The sequence below is a fragment of the Streptomyces sp. NPDC006687 genome, assembly GCF_040636215.1.
In the GTDB taxonomy this organism is placed as follows: Bacteria; Actinomycetota; Actinomycetes; order Streptomycetales; family Streptomycetaceae; genus Streptomyces.
In genome coordinates this window covers 502,706-520,469 of the sequence record NZ_JBEYJJ010000001.1, presented here as the reverse complement: position 1 = coordinate 520,469, position 17,764 = coordinate 502,706, and the positions used below count along the sequence as shown (strand labels likewise).

Annotated in this window: 13 protein-coding genes; 10 read left to right on the top strand and 3 right to left on the bottom strand. The window is 74.8% G+C overall.

From position 1 onward, the window contains the following. Positions 1-106 precede the first annotated feature (106 nt). From ABZ716_RS02330 to nudC, 4 genes are all read left to right on the top strand, one after another. Positions 107-3,730: an ATP-dependent DNA helicase gene (locus ABZ716_RS02330; protein ID WP_358955894.1), complete on the top strand. Its 3,624-nt coding sequence runs from the start codon at positions 107-109 to the stop codon at positions 3,728-3,730. Between the two features lie 97 nt (positions 3,731-3,827). Then, a complete protein-coding gene (locus ABZ716_RS02325) occupies positions 3,828-7,400 on the top strand; it encodes an ATP-dependent DNA helicase (RefSeq protein WP_358955814.1) in 3,573 nt (1,190 codons plus the stop codon). 10 nt (positions 7,401-7,410) lie between these two features. Then, positions 7,411-8,844, top strand: coding sequence for a dipeptidase (locus ABZ716_RS02320; RefSeq protein ID WP_358811011.1), 1,434 nt, complete (start codon positions 7,411-7,413; stop codon positions 8,842-8,844). A 51-nt stretch (positions 8,845-8,895) separates the two neighbouring features. After that, positions 8,896-9,837 carry an NAD(+) diphosphatase gene (gene nudC / locus ABZ716_RS02315; RefSeq protein WP_355965279.1) on the top strand — a complete coding sequence of 314 codons (942 nt, stop codon included), beginning with the start codon at positions 8,896-8,898 and terminating at the stop codon, positions 9,835-9,837. Between the two features lie 69 nt (positions 9,838-9,906). Here nudC and ABZ716_RS02310 read toward each other — a convergent pair whose 3' ends face one another. Beyond that, the gene (locus ABZ716_RS02310; RefSeq protein ID WP_351879432.1) at positions 9,907-10,167 is read right to left on the bottom strand and encodes a mycoredoxin; all 261 of its coding nucleotides are present in this window, start codon (positions 10,165-10,167) and stop codon (positions 9,907-9,909) included. A 190-nt stretch (positions 10,168-10,357) separates the two neighbouring features. On the opposite strand from ABZ716_RS02310, the gene ABZ716_RS02305 reads away from it, so the two are divergent. The 5 genes from ABZ716_RS02305 to ABZ716_RS02285 all read left to right on the top strand — a co-directional run bounded on the left by ABZ716_RS02305 (position 10,358) and on the right by ABZ716_RS02285 (position 14,217). After that, the gene (locus ABZ716_RS02305) at positions 10,358-12,535 is read left to right on the top strand and encodes an ATP-dependent DNA helicase UvrD2 (protein WP_358955811.1); all 2,178 of its coding nucleotides are present in this window, start codon (positions 10,358-10,360) and stop codon (positions 12,533-12,535) included. Positions 12,536-12,714: 179 nt separating this feature from the next. Beyond that, positions 12,715-13,023 (top strand): hypothetical protein, encoded by a 309-nt coding sequence (locus tag ABZ716_RS02300; RefSeq protein WP_351879532.1) that lies wholly within the window; start codon positions 12,715-12,717, stop codon positions 13,021-13,023. 183 nt (positions 13,024-13,206) lie between these two features. Further along, positions 13,207-13,578 carry a WhiB family transcriptional regulator gene (locus tag ABZ716_RS02295; protein ID WP_351879426.1) on the top strand — a complete coding sequence of 124 codons (372 nt, stop codon included), beginning with the start codon at positions 13,207-13,209 and terminating at the stop codon, positions 13,576-13,578. Beyond that, positions 13,575-13,907, top strand: a complete 333-nt coding sequence (locus ABZ716_RS02290; RefSeq protein WP_351879423.1) for a hypothetical protein — start codon at positions 13,575-13,577, stop codon at positions 13,905-13,907. The genes ABZ716_RS02295 and ABZ716_RS02290 overlap by 4 nt, the downstream gene beginning before the upstream one ends. Before the next feature lie 103 nt (positions 13,908-14,010). After that, entirely contained in the window at positions 14,011-14,217 is a 207-nt protein-coding gene (locus ABZ716_RS02285; protein WP_358811009.1) for a hypothetical protein, read from the top strand. A gap of 75 nt (positions 14,218-14,292) precedes the next feature. Here the strand turns inward: ABZ716_RS02285 and ABZ716_RS02280 are convergent, their stop codons facing one another. Together ABZ716_RS02280 and ABZ716_RS02275 are read right to left on the bottom strand one after the other, a co-directional pair. After that, positions 14,293-15,621, bottom strand: a complete 1,329-nt coding sequence (locus ABZ716_RS02280; RefSeq protein WP_358811008.1) for an AarF/ABC1/UbiB kinase family protein — start codon at positions 15,619-15,621, stop codon at positions 14,293-14,295. A 136-nt stretch (positions 15,622-15,757) separates the two neighbouring features. Then, entirely contained in the window at positions 15,758-16,873 is a 1,116-nt protein-coding gene (locus ABZ716_RS02275; RefSeq protein ID WP_358811007.1) for a ThiF family adenylyltransferase, read from the bottom strand. Positions 16,874-17,108: 235 nt separating this feature from the next. Here ABZ716_RS02275 and ABZ716_RS02270 point away from each other — a divergent pair, with 235 nt between their 5' ends. Continuing rightward, positions 17,109-17,648 (top strand): M48 family metallopeptidase, encoded by a 540-nt coding sequence (locus ABZ716_RS02270; RefSeq protein ID WP_358955808.1) that lies wholly within the window; start codon positions 17,109-17,111, stop codon positions 17,646-17,648. Positions 17,649-17,764 lie beyond the last annotated feature (116 nt).

Sequence of the window (17,764 nt, the reverse complement as noted above, 5' to 3'; positions counted from 1 at the left end):
CGGCCCGCCCGGTTGCCGTAGCGTTGCCTCTTCGGCTTCGGCACCCGCGCCGGCCGCCGCCCCGCTGACCGCACCCGCAGACCCACCAGGACCGGCACCCCACGTGATCACCTCTTCTCCCGGCCGCCCGCAGCGGCGTACGCGTACGCCCGACGCGTACCGCCTGGTGCGCACCGGCCCGCGGCAGGTGGCTCCCCCTGTCCTGGACGCGTCCCAGCGGGCGGTGGTTGATCACACCGGCGGACCGCTCCTGGTCCTGGCCGGCCCCGGCACCGGCAAGACCACCACCCTCGTCGAGGCGGCCGCCGCCCGGGTCGAGGCCGGGACGGACCCCGCCCGGATCCTGGTCCTCACCTTCAGCCGCAAGGCCGCCGTCGAACTGCGCGACCGGGCCGCCCTGCGGCTCGGCGGCGCCCGCGCCCCGCAGGCCACCACCTTCCACTCCTTCTGCTACGGCCTGGTCCGCGCCCACCAGGACCACGAACTGTTCGCCGACCCGCTGCGGCTGCTGTCCGGCCCCGAGCAGGACGTGATGGTCCGCACCCTGCTGGAGGGCCAGCGCCGGCTGCGCAGCATCCGCTGGCCGGAGGACCTGCGGGCCGCGCTGACCACGCGCGGGTTCGCGGACGAGGTCCGCGCCGTGCTGGCCCGCGCCCGTGAGCTGGGCCTGGGCCCGCGCGCCCTGGGCGCCTTCGCCGACCGCATCGGCCGCCCCGACTGGAAGGCGGCCGCGGCCTTCCTCTCCGAGTACCTCGACGTCCTCGACCTCCAGGGCGCCCTGGACTACGCCGAGCTCGTCCACCGCGCCGTCCTGCTGGCGGAGGAGACCCCGTCGGTCTCCTCGTCCTACGACGTGATCTACGTGGACGAGTACCAGGACACCGACGCCTCCCAGCTGCGGCTGCTGCGCGCGCTGAACGGTCCGGCGGGGACGCTGGTCGCCTTCGGCGACCCCGACCAGTCGATCTACGCCTTCCGGGGCGCCGACATCAACAACGTCCTCGACTTCGAGACGTCCTTCCCCGGTGCGCGGGTCCGCGCCCTGACGGCGGGCCGCCGCTCGGGAGCGAACCTCCTGGCCGCCACCCGCCTGCTCACCACCCGTATGCCGCTCCCGCGCCTGCCGGCCGCCGCCGTACGGGCCCACCGCGACCTGCGGCCGGCCCGGGAGGGCGGCCGGGTCGAGGTGTACACGTACCCCACCTCGGGGGCCGAACTGGACAACATCGCCGACATCCTGCGCCGGGCGCACCTGGAGGACGGCGTCCCCTGGCAGGACATGGCCGTCCTGGTCCGCGCCGGCGGCCGCACCCTCCCGGCGATGCGCCGCGCCCTGATCGCGGCGGGCGTCCCGGCGGAGACGGACGCCACCACCACGGCCCTCCGCCACGAACCGGCCCTCACCCCCCTCCTCACAGCCCTCCGCCTCACCGCCACAGCCGCCACCACCCCGCCGCCCGCCGCCGATCCGACCGCAGCCGACGGCGGGCGGGGTGCGGGCGACGCCGAGCCGGGTGCCGACGCGGCTGACCGCGAGCGGGCCACCGCAGGCGGCGAAGGCCCGGCCGCCGCCGCCGAGCCGGCCCCGGCCGGGCCCGACGCCGCTGCGGCATCCGCCCCCCTGACGGCCGTGGACCCGGCCGACGCCGAGCCGGCCCTGACCGGGCCCGGGTCGGCCTCGGCCGATCGGGCGTCGGCCGCCGCCGATCCGGCCCCGGCCCCGGTCGGGTTCGACGCCGCTGCGGCATCCGCCACGCTGAGGGCCGCCGACCCGGCCGACGCCGAGCCGGCCCCGGAGGAGAGCCCGGCCGGGCACAGCGCCCAGTCGGGTACCGGCACCGCCGGGTGGGTCGGGGTCGAGGAGGCCGTCGAGTTGCTGACCTCGCCGCTCGGGGGGATGGACGCCGCCGACCTGCGCCGGCTCGGGCGGGCCCTGCGGGACGAGGAACGGGCCGCCGGGGTCGCCGTCCCCGCGCCCTCCGACGTGCTGCTCGCCCGCGCCCTCGCCGAGCCCGAGCGGCTCACCGCGCACGACCCCGCCTACGCCCGCGGAGCGCAGCGCCTCGGCCTGCTCCTGCGCAAGGCCCGCGAGCTGCTCCAGGGCGGCGGCACCGCCGAAGAGGCCCTCTGGACCCTCTGGGACGGCACCCCCTGGCCGCAGCGCCTGGAGCGCCAGGCCCGCCGCGGCGGCACCGCCGGCCGCAACGCCGACCGGGACCTCGACGCCGTCTGCGCCCTCTTCGACAACGCCGCCCGCGCGGAGGAACGCACCGGCGGCCGCGGCGCGCTCAACTTCCTGGAGCAGCTGGAGGCGGAGGACATCGCCGCCGACACCCTCACCCGCCGGACGGTCCGCCCCGACGCCGTACGCCTCATGACCGCCCACCGCTCCAAGGGCCTGGAGTGGGGCCTCGTCGTGGTCGCCGGGGTCCAGGAAGGGCTCTGGCCCGACCTGCGCCGCCGTGGCTCCCTCCTGGAAGCCGACCGCATCGGCCGCGACGGCCTCGCCGAACCCCTCACCCCCGGCGCCCTCCTCGCCGAGGAGCGCCGGCTCTTCTACGTCGCCGCCACCCGCGCCCGCCACCGTCTCGTCGTCACCGCCGTCAAGGCCCCCGCCGAGGACGGCGACCAGCCCTCCCGCTTCCTCACCGAGCTCGGCGTCACCCCCAAGGACGTCACCGGCCGCCCTCGCCGCCCCCTCGCCGTCCCGGCGCTCGTGGCGGAGCTGCGCGCCACCACCGTCGACCCCGACGCCTCGCCGGCCCTGCGCGACGCCGCCGCCCGCCGGCTGGCCCGGCTGGCCGCGCTCACCGACGACGAGGACCGCCCCCTGGTCCCCGCCGCGCACCCGCAGCGCTGGTGGGGCCTGTACGAGCCCACCGCCTCCACCGTCCCCCTCCGCGACCGGGACCGGCCCGTCACCCTCTCCGGCAGCGCCCTGGACCAGCTCGCCAACACCTGCTCCCTCCAGTGGTTCCTCGGCCGCGAGGTCAAGGCCGACGCCCCCTCCACCGCCGCCCAGGGGTTCGGCAACGTCGTCCACGTCCTCGCCGACGAGGTGGCCTCCGGCCGCACCCCCGCCGACCTGGCCGTCCTCATGGAACGCCTGGACTCCGTCTGGGACGCCCTCGCCTTCGACGCCCCCTGGAAGTCCCGCCATGAGAAGGACAACGCCCGCGCCGCCCTGGAACGCTTCCTGCGGTGGCACACCACGGACCGCGGCGGCCGCACCGCCGTCGCCACCGAGCACGACTTCGACGTCACCCTCGACGCCGGCGAGTACGCCGTCCGCATCCGCGGTTCCATGGACCGCGTCGAGACCGATCCGCAGGGCCGCGCCTACGTCGTCGACTTCAAGACCGGCAAGAGCGCCCCCACCCGCGACGAGGTCGCCCGCCACCCGCAGCTCGCCGTCTACCAGCTCGCCGTCCGCGAGGGGGCCGTGGACGAGGTCTTCGACGGCCGCCGCCCCGAACCCGGCGGCGCCGAACTCGTCCAGCTGCGCCAGGGCGCCGCCAAGCGCGACGGCGGCGACGAGGTACCGAAGGTCCAGGCCCAGGAGGCCCTGTCCGGCGGCGGCTCGGGCGAGTGGGTCGGCGACCTGCTGGCGACCGCCGCCGGCCGGGTCCTGGACGAACGCTTCGCACCCGCCACCGGTGAACACTGCAACCGCTGCTCCTTCCGCAGCTCCTGCAGCGCCCTCCCCGAGGGCCGCCAGACGGTGGAATGAGAACAGACGGTCGAATGGGAACAGGCCGCGGAACGAGGACGGACCGCGGAATGAGACGGCGGCCGGGAGTGTCGGCGTGGGCGGCTAGCCTTTTGAGGTGACCGCGTACGCATCCGGGCGCGCCCCCGTCCTCGACGATCCCGAGCAGCTCAAGGAGCTCCTCGGGATCCCCTTCACGCCCGAACAGCTGGACTGCGTCACCGCCCCGCCCGCCCCCCAGGTCATCGTCGCCGGCGCCGGTTCCGGCAAGACCACCGTGATGGCCGCCCGCGTCGTCTGGCTCGTCGGCACCGGAGCCGTCGCCCCCGAGCAGGTCCTCGGCCTGACCTTCACCAACAAGGCCGCCGGGGAGCTGGCCGAACGCGTACGCAAAGCCCTCGCGCGGGCCGGCATCACCGACCCCGACCCCACCCCCGCCGGCCCCGACGCCCCCGGCGGCGAGCCCCGCATCTCCACCTACCACGCCTTCGCCGGCCAGCTCCTCAAGGACCACGGCCTGCGCATCGGCCTGGAACCCAGCGCCCGCCTCCTCGCCGACGCCACCCGCTTCCAGCTCGCCGCGAAGGTGCTCCGCGAGGCCCCCGGGCCCTACCCGGCCCTCACCAAGTCCGTCCCCGACCTGGTCAGCGACCTCCTCGCGCTGGACGCGGAGCTCTCCGAGCACCTGGTCGAGCCGGCGCGGCTGCGCGCGTACGACACCGGACTCCTCGACGCCCTCGCCGGCGCCCGGCTCACCAACGAGGACCTGCGCAAGGTCCCCGAGGCCGTCCGAGGCCGCCTGGAACTGCTGGAGCTCGTCGTCCGCTACCGCGAGGCCAAGCGCTCCCGCGACCTGTTCGACTTCGGCGACCAGATCGCCCTCTCCGCGCGGCTCGCCACCACCCGCCCGGAGGTCGGCGCCCTGCTGCGCGAGGAGTTCCGCGTCGTCCTCCTCGACGAGTACCAGGACACCTCCGTCGCCCAGCGGCTGCTGCTGTCGGGCCTCTTCGGCGCGGGCAGCGGGCATGCGGTGACGGCCGTGGGCGACCCCTGCCAGGCCATCTACGGCTGGCGCGGCGCCTCCGTGGCCAACCTGGACGACTTCCCCGAGCACTTCCCGCACGCCGACGGCAGCCCCGCGACCCGGCTCTCGCTCAGCGAGAACCGCCGCAGCGGCGGCCGCCTGCTGGACCTGGCCAACGGCCTCGCCGCCCCGCTGCGCGCCCTGCACGAGGGCGTCGAGGCCCTGCGTCCCGCCCCGGGCGCCGAGCGCGACGGCCTGGTCCGCTGCGCCCTGCTGCCCACCCACGCCGAGGAGCTGGAGTGGCTCGGCGACTCCGTGGCGCACCTGGTGCGGACGGGCCGGGAGCCGGGCGAGATCGCCGTCCTGTGCCGCTCCGCCGCCGATTTCGCGCAGATCCAGGCGGTGCTGGTCGCCCGGGACGTCCCGGTGGAGGTCGTGGGCCTCTCCGGCCTGCTGCACCTGCCCGAGGTCGCCGACCTGGTCTCCGTCTGCGAGGTGCTCCAGGACCCCGGAGCCAACGCCGCCCTGGTCCGCCTCCTGATCGGCCCGCGCTGGCGGATCGGCGCCCGCGACCTGGCCCTCCTGGGGCGGCTGGCCCGGCAGCTGGTGGCCCGCCCCGAGGCGTCCCGCGGCCCCGACGGCCGGCTGGCGGCGGCGGTCGAGGGGGTGGACCCGGCCGAGGTGATCTCCCTGGCCGACGCCCTGGAGACCTTCCTGGACGGCTCGGCCGCCGGGGACCTCCCCTTCTCCCCGGCCGCCCGCGTGCGCTTCGCGCACCTCGCCCAGGAGCTCCGCGACCTGCGCCGCTCCCTGTCCGACCCGCTGATGGACGTCCTGCACCGCGTGCTGGCCACGACCGGGCTGGACGTGGAGCTCTCGGCCTCCCCGCACGCGCTGGCCGCCCGCCGGCGCGAGACCCTCTCCCACTTCCTGGACATCGCGGCCGGCTTCGCCGCGCTGGACGGCGAAGCCACCCTGCTGGCCTTCCTGGGCTTCCTGCGCACGGCCGCCCAGTACGAGAAGGGGCTGGACCACGCCCTGCCGGGCGGGGAGAACACCGTCAAGGTGCTCACGGCCCACAAGTCGAAGGGCCTGGAGTGGGACGTGGTGGTCGTCCCCGGCCTGTGCGCGGGCTCCTTCCCGAAGGAGAAGGCGCCGGAGGGCTGGACCTCGTACCCGAAGGTGCTCCCGTACGCGCTGCGCGGCGACGCCGAGACCCTCCCCGGGGACCCGGACTGGACCTCGGCGGGGCTGAAGACCTTCAAGGCGGCCCTCAGGAGCCACAAGGAGACGGAGGAGCTCCGCCTCGGGTACGTCACCTTCACCCGCCCCCGCTCGCTCCTCCTGGCCTCGGGCCACTGGTGGGGGCCCACGCAGAAGCGCCGCCGGGGCCCGTCCGCGTTCCTCACGGCCCTGTACGAGCACTGCGCGGCCGGGTACGGGGAGATCGAGGCATGGGCGCCGGAGCCGGACCCGGACGCCGAGAACCCGGCGCTGGCGGAGGCCGGCGGGGACCACTCCTGGCCGCTGCCCCTGGACCCGGACTCCCTGGCCCTGCGCCGGCGGGCGGCGGCCCTGGTCGAGGCCCACCTCGCGGCCCCGCCGCCGCCCCCGCAGCCGGCCGACGCCTACCTCTGGCCCCCCGACTGCGAGGACCCGGCCTACCACGACGCCCCCTGGCCGGACGACGCCGACGAGCCGCTCTGGGACGACGCCCCCTGGGCGGACCCGGCCGAGCCCGCCGCACCCGCACGGCCCGGCACGGCCCCCCGGCCGGCCACGGCCGAGCCCGCCGCACCCGCACGGCCCGGCCCCGCTTCCCGGCCGGACCCCGCACCCGTACCCGGCGCGGCCGTCCCGCACCCGCGGGCGACCGGCGCGGCCGTACCGCACCCCCGGCCGCAGGCCCCGGCCGGGCTCACCCCGGAGGAGGCGCCGGCCGGGCTCACCCCGGAGGAGGAGCGGGCCGTAGCCTCCTGGGACCGGGACCTCGACGCGCTCGAAGGCGAGCTGCTGCGTGCCCGCGCCGCCGTGCGTGACGTCGAGCTGCCCGGGGCCCTGTCCGCGAGCCAGCTGCTGCGCCTCGCCGCCGACGAACAGGGGTTCGCCCGCGATCTCGCCCGCCCCATGCCCCGCCCCCCGCAGCCCGCCGCCCGCCAGGGCACCCGGTTCCACGCCTGGGTCGAGTCCCGGTTCGACGCCCTGCCCCTGCCCCACCTCGACGTCCTCGACCCCGCCGCCGACCTCCCCGGCACCGACCAGGAGATCGCCGACGCCGCCGATCTGGAGGCCCTCAAGGCCGCCTTCGAGCGCAGCGAGTACGCCGAGCGCACCCCGTACCGGATGGAGGCGCCCGTCCAGCTCACCCTCGCCGGCCGGGTGATCCGCGGCCGGATCGACGCCGTCTACCGCAACGCCGACGGCTCGTACGAGGTCGTCGACTGGAAGACCGGCCGCACCACCGAGGCCGACCCCCTCCAGCTCGCCGTCTACCGCCTCGCCTGGGCGGAAGCCACCGGCACCCCCCTCGACCGGGTCGCCGCCGCCTTCCTCCACGTCCGCAGCGGCCGCGTGATCCGCCCCCGCGACCTGCCCGGACGGGAGCGTCTTGAGCGGATCCTCCAAGGCGAAACGGGCGCGGACGGTGCCCCCGGGGCGGACGGCTAGGCTCGTGACCATGAGCGAAACCCCGGACAACGTCGTCCGTACGTACATCGAGAACCACCGCGCGGCCTTCCTCGACGACCTCGCCGAGTGGCTGCGCATCCCCTCCGTGTCGGCCCAGCCCGAACACGCGGGCGACGTACGCCGCAGCGCCGAATGGCTCGCCGCGAAGCTCAAGGAGACCGGCTTCCCGACGGCCGAGGTCTGGGAGACCGCCGGTACCGGCGCCCCCGCCGTCTTCGCCCACTGGCCGGCCGCCGACCCGGCCGCCCCCACCGTCCTCGTCTACGGCCACCACGACGTCCAGCCCGCCGCCCTCGCCGACGGCTGGCACACCGAGCCCTTCGAGCCCGTCGTCAAGGACGGCCGGATGTACGGGCGCGGCGCGGCCGACGACAAGGGGCAGGTCTTCTTCCACACCCTCGGCGTGCGCGCGCACCTCGCCGCCACCGGCGCCGACGCCCCCGCCGTGCACCTCAAGCTCCTCATCGAGGGCGAGGAGGAGTCCGGCTCCCCGAACTTCCGCGCGCTCGTCGAGGCCCGTGCCGCCGAACTCGCCGCCGACGTCGTGATCGTCTCCGACACCGGCATGTGGTCCGAGACCACCCCCACCGTCTGCACCGGTATGCGCGGCGTCGCCGACTGCGAGATCGACTTCCACGGCCCCGACCAGGACATCCACTCGGGCGCCTTCGGCGGTGCCGTGCCCAACCCGGCCACCGTCGCCGCCCGCCTCGTCGCGGCCCTGCACGACGAGGACGAGCGGGTCACCATCCCCGGCTTCTACGACCACATCACCGAGCTGAGCGAGGCCGAGCGCCGGCTGATCGCCGAGCTGCCCTTCGACGAGGCCGAGTGGCTGCGCACGGCCCGCTCCCACGCCACCGCCGGCGAGGCCGGCTACTCCACCCTGGAGCGCGTCTGGGCCCGCCCGACCGCCGAGGTCAACGGCATCGGCGGCGGCTACCAGGGCCCCGGCGGCAAGACGATCGTGCCCGCCTCCGCCCACCTGAAGCTCTCGTTCCGGCTGGTGTCGGGGCAGGACCCGTACGAGGTCGAGGCCGCCGTACGGGACTGGGTCGCCGCCCGGGTCCCCGCCGGGATCCGCCACTCCATCACCTTCGGCGCGCCCACCCGCCCCTGCCTGACCCCGCTGGACCACCCCGCCCTCCAGTCCGTGGTGCGCGCCATGGGCCGGGCCTTCGGGCAGCGGGTCCGCTTCACCCGCGAGGGCGGCTCGGGCCCGGCGGCCGACCTCCAGGACGTCCTGGGGGCGCCGGTCCTCTTCCTCGGGATCTCCGTCCCGTCCGACGGCTGGCACTCCCCGAACGAGAAGGTCGAGCTCGACCTGCTCCTCAAGGGCGTCGAGACCGCCGCCCACCTGTGGGGCGACCTCGCCGAGAACTGGGCGCCGCCCGCTCCCGTCGCGGCCGCCGCCCTCTCCTGACCGCACGCACCACACGTCCGTACGCCTGCCTTGTCCCATCCATCGGGGGAGTTGGAAGTACCTGTGAGCACGCACACCGAGCGCCCACTGTCGCTCACCGCGCCGAGCGACATAGACCGCGCCGCGCACCACCGCCTCGACGAGGCGTGGCTGGCCGCCGCCTGGAGCCACCCGACGACGCGGGTCTTCGTCGTCTCCGGCGGCCAGGTGCTGATCGACGACACCCCCGACGGCGGGACCGGCATCGTGATGACGGCGGCCTTCGAGGCCCCGGCCACCGAGACGCACCGGTACTTCCTGGGCACCGACGAGGACGGCATACGCTACTTCGCGCTCCAGAAGGACTCGCTGCCGGGCCGCATGGACCAGTCGGCCCGTCCGGCGGGGCTCCGCGAGGCAGGGCTGCTGCTGTCCCCGCGCGACGCCGGGCTGATGGTGCACGCGGTCGCCCTGGAGAACTGGCAGCGGATGCACCGCTTCTGCTCGCGCTGCGGCGAGCGCACGGTGGTCGCGGCCGCCGGGCACATCCGCCGCTGCCCGGGCTGCGGCGCCGAGCACTACCCGCGCACCGACCCGGCGGTGATCATGCTGGTCACCGACGAGCAGGACCGCGCGCTGCTGGGCCGCCAGGTGCACTGGCCCGAGGGCCGCTTCTCCACCCTGGCCGGGTTCGTGGAGCCGGGCGAATCGATCGAGCAGGCCGTGGTCCGCGAGGTGTGGGAGGAGGCGGGCGTGCGGATCGGCGAGGTCGAGTACGTCGCCAGCCAGCCCTGGCCCTTCCCGTCCAGCCTGATGCTGGGCTTCAACGCGCGGGCCGTCAGCTCCGAGATCACGGTCGACGGCGAGGAGATCCAGGAGGCCCGCTGGTTCTCCCGCGAGGAGCTGCGCGAGGCGTTCGAGTCCGGGGCGGTCCTGCCGCCGTCGGGGATCTCGATCGCGGCCCGGCTCGTCGAGCTCTGGTACGGCCGTCCGCTGCCGAAGCCGGCGCCGTAACGTTCGTCACACGCGGAGGGCCCCCGCCTGGGCGGGGGCCCTCCGCACGTACTGCTCCGCGCCGGCGCGTCAGACGGCCAGGGCCTGCTTGACCTGGGCGAGGCTCGGGTTGGTCATGACGGACTCGGTGCCGCCGGAGGACTTCACGAGCACGGTGGGGACGGTCTGGTTGCCGCCGTTGGCCTGCTCCACGAACTGCGCGGACGCCGGGTCGAGCTCGATGTTGATCTCGTTGTACGCGATGCCCTCCCGGTCCAGCTGCGTCTTCAGCCGGCGGCAGTAGCCGCACCAGGTGGTGCTGTACATCGTGACCGTGCCCGTGTCCTGCATGCTCGCTCCTCTGTGAGATCCGTCGGATCCGTGAGATCCGGGGGACCGGGGTCACGCCCGGTCCGAGTACTCGAACGCACGCCGTCGCCCGGCCATTCCCGGCCCGTCGCCCGGTACGACCGTCGGACCGTACGACCGGGCCTGTGGACGGATTTCCCGCCCGCCCCACCCGACCTGGCAGCATGGCAGGGTGACAGCAGCAACGCACTCCCCATCGTTCCCGGCGGATCCCGGTACCGGCGCGGCCGACGCCGACGCCGTGCTCCAGGGCCTCGACCCGGAGCAGCGCGAGGTCGCCACGACCCTGCGCGGCCCGGTGTGCGTGCTGGCCGGAGCCGGCACCGGCAAGACCCGCGCGATCACCCACCGGATCGCGTACGGGGTCCGCTCCGGGCAGCTCATGCCCGCCAGCGTGCTCGCCGTCACCTTCACCAACCGCGCCGCCGGTGAGATGCGCGGCCGGCTGCGCGCCCTGGGCGCCGACGGGGTCCAGGCCCGTACCTTCCACTCCGCCGCCCTGCGCCAGCTCCAGTACTTCTGGCCCAAGGCCGTCGGCGGGGACGTCCCCCGGCTCCTCGAACGCAAGGTCCAGTTCGTCGCCGAGGCCGGCGCCCGCTGCCGCGTCCGCCTCGACCGGGGCGAGCTGCGCGACGTCACGGGCGAGATCGAATGGGCCAAGGTCACCCAGACCGTCCCCGCCGACTACCCGGCCGCCGCCCTCAAGGCGGGCCGCGAGGCCCCCCGCGACCCGGCCGAGATCGCCCAGATCTACAGCACCTACGAGCAGCTCAAGCGCGACCGCGGAATGATCGACTTCGAGGACGTGCTGCTCCTCACCGTCGGCATCCTCCAGGACCGCCGCGACATCGCCGAACAGATCCGCACCCAGTACCAGCACTTCGTGGTGGACGAGTACCAGGACGTCAGCCCCCTCCAGCAGCGCCTGCTGGAGCTGTGGCTCGGCGAGCGCGACAGTCTCTGCGTCGTCGGCGACGCCAGCCAGACCATCTACTCCTTCACCGGAGCCACCCCCGACCACCTGCTGAACTTCCGCACCCGCTACCCCCACGCCACCGTGGTCAAGCTGGTCCGCGACTACCGCTCCACCCCCCAGGTGGTCCACCTCGCCAACGGCCTGCTCGCGCAGGCCAGGGGCCGGGCCGCCGAACACCGCCTGGAACTGCTCTCCCAGCGCGAGCCCGGCCCCGCCCCGGTCTACGCCGAGTACCCCGACGAGCCCGCCGAGGCCGAGGGCGTCGCCCGCCGGGTCCGCGACCTGATCGCCGCCGGAGTCCCGGCCGGCGAGATCGCCGTGCTTTACCGCATCAACGCCCAGTCCGAGGTCTACGAGCAGGCCCTCGCCGACGCCGGCGTCCCCTACCAGCTGCGCGGGGCCGAGCGCTTCTTCGAGCGGGCCGAGGTCCAGAAGGCGGTCCTCGCGCTGCGCGGAGCCGCCCGCTCCGCCGGCAACGACCCCCTGCTCGACGATGTCGTGGAGCTGGGCTCCCAGGTCCGGGCCGTCCTCAGCTCCACCGGCTGGAGTCCCGAGCCGCCCGCCGGCTCCGGCGCCGTGCGCGACCAGTGGGAGTCGCTGGCCGCGCTGGTCCGCCTCGCCGAGGACTTCGCCCGCAGCCGCCCCGGCGCCGGGCTGGCCGAGCTCACGGTCGAGCTGGAGGAGCGCAAGGCCGCGCAGCACGCCCCGACCGTCCAGGGCGTCACCCTCGCCTCGCTGCACGCCGCGAAGGGCCTGGAGTGGGACGCGGTGTTCCTCGTCGGCCTCACCGACGGCATGGTCCCGATCACCTACGCCAAGACCGACGAGCAGGTCGAGGAGGAGCGCCGGCTGCTGTACGTCGGGGTCACCCGGGCGCGGCTGCACCTGACGCTCTCCTGGGCCCTCTCGCGGGCACCGGGCGGCCGGGCCTCCCGTCGCCCCAGCCGCTTCCTCAACGGCCTGCGTCCGGGCTCCGCGGCTCCCGGACCCCGGACCGGAGCCCCGGCGGAGCGCGGGGCCCGCAAGCGCGGAAGCCGCGGGCCGGTGCTGTGCCGGGTCTGCGGCCGGACCCTGACCGAGGCCGGGGACATCAAACTGATGCGCTGCGCGGACTGCCCCTCGGACATGGACGAGGGCCTCTACGAGCGGCTGCGCGAGTGGCGGGCCGTTCAGTCGAAGCTCCAGGGGCTGCCCGCGTACTGCGTCTTCACCGACAAGACGCTGATGGCCATCGCGGAGGCCGCGCCCTGCGAACCGGGGGAGCTCTCGATGATCTCTGGAGTGGGCGGCCGCAAGCTCGACCGCTACGGGGCCGACGTCCTGGCGATCTGCGCAGGCCAGGACCCCGGCGGCGAGGATTCTGACGACGCGTAGAAACTCGTCGGAAAAATAGTTTGCACATGCCCAGCGGATCCCCATAGGTTCTTAGCAACGGAAACGGTGGCTTCTCCGAAGCCCTGGATCCGTGCTGTACTTATCCGAATACGTATGGGACAGGCCCCCGGGCCGGGTCCCCGAGACGCCGAGAGGAGGCGAGACCAGTGACCAGCTTCATGACCTTCACCAAAATGACCGATCGCTCGGTCGACGCTTCCTGCCTGCTCGGTTCCGTCTCCCTCCGGGGCACCGGTCTGTCCGCGATTTCCGCCGGCAAGCCCGCCCCGCTGGCGACCCTTCCGGTCAGCGAGCGCAACGAGCGACCGACCCAGGCACTGGTGGCAGTAGCGGGAGCCCAGAAGGCGCATGGCGCCTATGGATCCGCGGCCGCAGCCGGTGCCGGAACCCAGACCCAGACGACGACGCAGCAGCACCACCTGATGTGGGCCTTCCGTGGGCTCGAACCCTGGAGTGATCCAGCCTGATCGCATGATCAGGCCGGCGCCTTCAGGGCCGCGGAACCCCACCCGGGATCCGCGGCCCTTCTGTTTGTCCCCGAACGGGGGCGACACCAGCGAAGGGGCCTCGGGACTGGCAGGACCAGGAACAGCCGCCACCCGGCCGACCGGCCGGAACGACTAACCGAACAAGACGAGGAAGAGACAACCGTGCAACTCGAAGCGCACGCCCCGTCCGTACCGCAGACCCAGACGATCTCCCCGCCCGCAGTCCCGGAGGACCCCGCCTTGACCCCCCTCACCGCGCTCACCGCGCTCGACGACGCCATCGAGAACCTCGGCGTCCCGGTTCCCTGCCGCACCTTCGACCCCGAGGTCTTCTTCGCCGAGTCCCCGGCCGACGTCGAGTACGCCAAGTCCCTCTGCGGCACCTGCCCGCTGGTCGAGGCGTGCCTCGCCGGCGCCAAGGAGCGCCGCGAGCCCTGGGGCGTCTGGGGCGGCGAGCTCTTCGTCCAGGGCGTGGTCGTGGCCCGCAAGCGGCCCCGCGGCCGCCCGCGCAAGAACCCGGTTGCTGCGGCATGACCGCCACCGGAACCATCGACCGCCCTCTGACGCACGACCCCCTGAAGCAGGCCCCCATGTCCCCCTACGCCACCACCAGCGAGCAGCCTCACGGCTCCGCCACCGCAGACTTCATCACCACCGGCGCGATCACCTCGCGTCAGAACAGGACCCGCGAAATGCAACTCATCCAAGAAGCCCTGGCCCGTGCGCATATGGACGACCGGCTGCGCGAGGTGGACGCCGAGCGTCACGCCCTGCGCCTGGTCGCCGCCCGGCGCATGCAGCGCAAGGCCGAGCGCGTGTCCCTGCGCGCCCGCCGCGCGCTGGCCATGGCGGTCATGCACTGACCGCCCAGCGCTGAAGCATCCCAAGGAGGGGCCGGTCCGAACGGACCGGTCCCTCCGGTGCGTTGCGGACCCCGGCGCGACCCTCCGGGGATATCGTCTGGTGGTGGACCAGCCGACTCCCCACCCCGCCAAGCCGGGGCCCGAGGACCAGCCCGTCGTCTGCGCGCGCTGCGGCGCCCGCTCCCCGAACGGCGCCCCGCCCACCTGGACCTGTTCGGTGGAGAACGGGGCCAGACAGTTCTTCTGCGTCGACTGCGCGCGCGCCAACCTCCGGGCGATCGAGGGTCGGCTCGACTCCTCCTGGTGGTGACACCCGCCCCGCCGTCTCCGCGATCAGTCCACGGGGTCAGTCCACGGGGTCAGTCCCCTGGTTGAGTCCTCTGGATCAGTCCTCGGGTGAGAACCCCGGCAGCCAGGCGTCGAGTTCGTCCCGCAGCCGCACCGTCGCGCCGAGCTGGCACAGCACCCCGATGGTGCTCAGCGTCACCCGGTGGATCAGCAGGTAGGACGGCGGCAGGTTGATCTGGCGTCCCAACTGGTGGGCGGGGGAGCGCGGATCGGCGATCCGGGCCGCCTGGCCGCGCAGCCACGGCCGGGTGAAGGTGAACTCCTCCGCCTCGGCGGGTTCGATGATCGGCTTGAGGTAGTCGAGCACCGCGTCCGGATCCAGCTCGATGGACTCCTTCACGAACCCCTCGGCGCACAGGTGCCCGTAGACCCCCTCGGCGTCCCCCTCCAGGGTCATCCGCAGCGACCGGCCGATCGGCTTGGGCCACCCGCCGGGCAGCCGGTCCACCGTGCCGAAGTCAAGGACGCCCAGCCGCATCCGGCCGTCCGCCCCGGATATCAGCCGGAAGTTCCCCGGATGCGGATCGGCGTGCAGCAGCCCGGTGCGCGCGGGCCCGGAGAACAGGAACCGGGTCAGCAACTGGCCGGCGCGGTCGCGCTCCTCCCGCGTGCCGTCGGAGATGACCTCCGACAGCGGGGTGCCCTCCAGCCACTCGGTCACCAGCACCTGCTCACCCTGGTGCACCACGTCCGGGACGAGCACGTCGTCGTCCCCGTCGAAGGCGTCCGCGTGGGTGCGCTGGGCCTCGGCCTCCAGTTCGTAGTCCAGTTCCTCCGCGACCCGGTCGCGCAGCTCGGTGATCAGCGGCTTGATGTCCATGCCCGGGATCAGCGGCCCCAGCAGCCCGGCGAACCGGCCCAGTTGCTTGAGGTCCGACAGCAGAGCGTCACCGGCCCCCGGGTACTGGACCTTGACCGCCACCTGCCGGCCGTCGTGCCACACGGCCCGGTGCACCTGCCCGATCGAGGCGGCCGCGGCCGGTTTGTCCTCGAACTCCTCGAACAGCTCCCGCCAGTCCTCGCCGAGCCGCTCCGCCAGCACCTGGTGCACCCGAGCCGCAGGCAGCGGAGGGGCCGCCTCCTGAAGCTTGGTCAGCGCCGCCCGGTAGGGCCCGACGACCTCCTCGGGGAGGGCCGACTCGAACACCGACAGGGCCTGCCCGAACTTCATCGCACCCCCCTTGAGCTCACCGAGAGTGCGGAACAGCTGCTCGGCGGTGCGCTGCTGGAGCTCACGGGCCACGATCTCGGCCGACTTCCCGCCGATCCGCTTCCCCAGCCCCCAGGTGGCCCGGCCCGCGATGCCGAGCGGCAGCGCGGCCAGCTTGACCGTACGGGTGACCGCCTTCCGGGGAAGATCAGACATAAGCCCCTCCAGTTCCCAGACTGCTCTGCCGCGACCGGCGGTTCGGGGTGCCGCTCGGCCCCCATCGCATCCTGCCATGACCGCCCCGCCCCCTGGACCGGGGCACCGCCCCCGGATCCGGCGGGAGTCCGGCCGCTCACGACCGCACCGCCCCGGGCTCGGACTCCACGGCGGGCACCGCCGCCCCGCACGGGCAGTCCGGATGCGGGACCAGCCCCGAGCGCTCCCAGTGCAGCCCGGGCAGGGCCGCCTCCCATCGGGCACCGGTCGAGGCCGGCAGCCGTCCGTCGAGGAAGGCCAGGGCGTGGGCCGCGGCCAGGCCGGCCACCGCCGTGGACAGCCCCAGATCGCAGGCGGCGCGCTCCCGGCGGCGGTGCGCCGACCGCCACTGGACCAGCATCCGCGGCCAGGCCGGATCCCGGTCGACGCGCTCGCGCTCCATGCACCCGGCACAGGCCGTCACCCCCGGCAGCACCAGCGGCCCGACCAGCCCTGTCCCCTCCAGCACCCCCGCGTACAGGTGCGGGGTGCCCGTCGCCACCCAGTCGGCGGCCGTCGCGGGATCGGGCGCCCACGCCTGGAGCCCCTCGCGCGGGGCGACCACCACCAGCGCCACCTCGGGCCCGGGCCCCTCCGGGTCACCCTCGCGCGGAGCCCTCCCCGGCGCGGACTCCCGAACGAGCGCCCGCGCCGCCTCGGCCCGCAGCCGGCCCACGCTCCCCGGCCCCAGCCCGCCCGGAGCCACATCGGCCGGCTCCACCCGGCCCCCGTCGAGCACCTCGACCCGGCCGACCCCGGCCCCCGCCAGCACGGCGGCGATCACCGCCCCCACCCGGCCGCTCCCGCGTACCCGGACCCGTATCGCCCGGCGGCCCGCGACGCCCCGTAAGTCACCCCCCGGCTCCGGGTGCACCAGCGACAGCGAGCCCAGATCGGGCCCGAGCCGCTCCAGCACCTCCGGCCGGCTCCGCACGGCCTGGGCGCGCGGCCCGCCCGCCGTGGCGTCGTCGATCAGCCCGGCCCCCGCGAGCCGGCGGACCAGCCCGTCCGCCTGGCCCTCCGGCAGTCCCATCCGCCGGGCCTCGGCCCGCAGCAGCTCCATGCCGCGCGTCCCGTCGATCCGGTCGATGAGGGATCCGGTGGCCGTGTCCACCGGGCCGAGCACCACCGCGTGCGCCGGGGTCACCCCGAACTGCACCGTCTGCAGATCCCGCCATGCCCGTGCCAGCGCGGGCTTCACCTTCGGATACATCGCCGTCTCCTGTCGTCCCTCTGTCGTCCCCCGTACGGTCCGCGGCCGGTTCGCCGGGCTCCTTTCGTCACGATGCCCGGCCGCCGCGAGGGGTGCGGAAACTTGTCCACAGGCGAGGGGTATTAGGCATATGAGATGAATGGGAAGGGTGTTCCTTGAGGCGTCCGGGCGGCCCTCCCCGTTCGTACCGCGGACGTGCCGGACTTCCGCGACGGCGACCGGGTACGGTCGAGGCGTGTCCGCCGACCCCACCCAGCGCGCCGTCGAAGTACGCCGGAGCGCGCGCCGCCGCAGGACCGTCTCCGCCTACCGCGAGGGGGACCGGACGATCGTCCTGATCCCCGCCCGCATGTCCGAGGCGGAGGAGCGGCGCTGGGTGGGCGTCATGCTCGACAAGCTCGCCGCACAGGAGAGCAAGCGCACCCTCGGCGACGCGGAACTCCATGAACGTGCCGCGCGTTTGTCCGAGCAGTACTTCAGCGGCCGTGCCCGCCCCCGCTCGGTCCGCTGGGTCACCAACCAGAACACCCGCTGGGGTTCCTGCACCCCCGCCGAAGGCAGCATCCGGCTGTCCCACCGGCTCCAGCACATGCCCGAGTACGTCGTGGACTACGTGCTCCTGCACGAGCTGGCGCACCTCCTCGTCCCCGGACACGGGCCCCGGTTCTGGGCGCTGCTGGAGGCGTACCCGAAGACCGAGCGGGCCCGCGGCTTCCTGGAGGGGGTGGCCGCGGCGGAGCGGCTTCCCCGGATTCCGGCCGCCCGCGAGGAATGACGGTCCGGCGGGCAGCGCGGTGTGTACCGGGTTGGTACCGGCTTGCCCGGATGTCGGCCGGAGCCGTTAGCCTGAGCGGCACACAGCCGCGGCTCCGCATCCGGCGGCACACCATC

Coding starts and splice junctions, on each gene's coding strand:
- ABZ716_RS02310 (WP_351879432.1), bottom strand. CDS start 10,167: ATGCAGGACACGGGCACGGTCACGATGTACAGCACCACCTGGTGCGGC.
- ABZ716_RS02300 (WP_351879532.1), top strand. CDS start 12,715: ATGACCTTCACCAAAATGACCGATCGCTCGGTCGACGCTTCCTGCCTG.
- ABZ716_RS02320 (WP_358811011.1), top strand. CDS start 7,411: ATGAGCGAAACCCCGGACAACGTCGTCCGTACGTACATCGAGAACCAC.
- ABZ716_RS02275 (WP_358811007.1), bottom strand. CDS start 16,873: ATGTATCCGAAGGTGAAGCCCGCGCTGGCACGGGCATGGCGGGATCTG.
- ABZ716_RS02280 (WP_358811008.1), bottom strand. CDS start 15,621: ATGTCTGATCTTCCCCGGAAGGCGGTCACCCGTACGGTCAAGCTGGCC.
- ABZ716_RS02290 (WP_351879423.1), top strand. CDS start 13,575: ATGACCGCCACCGGAACCATCGACCGCCCTCTGACGCACGACCCCCTG.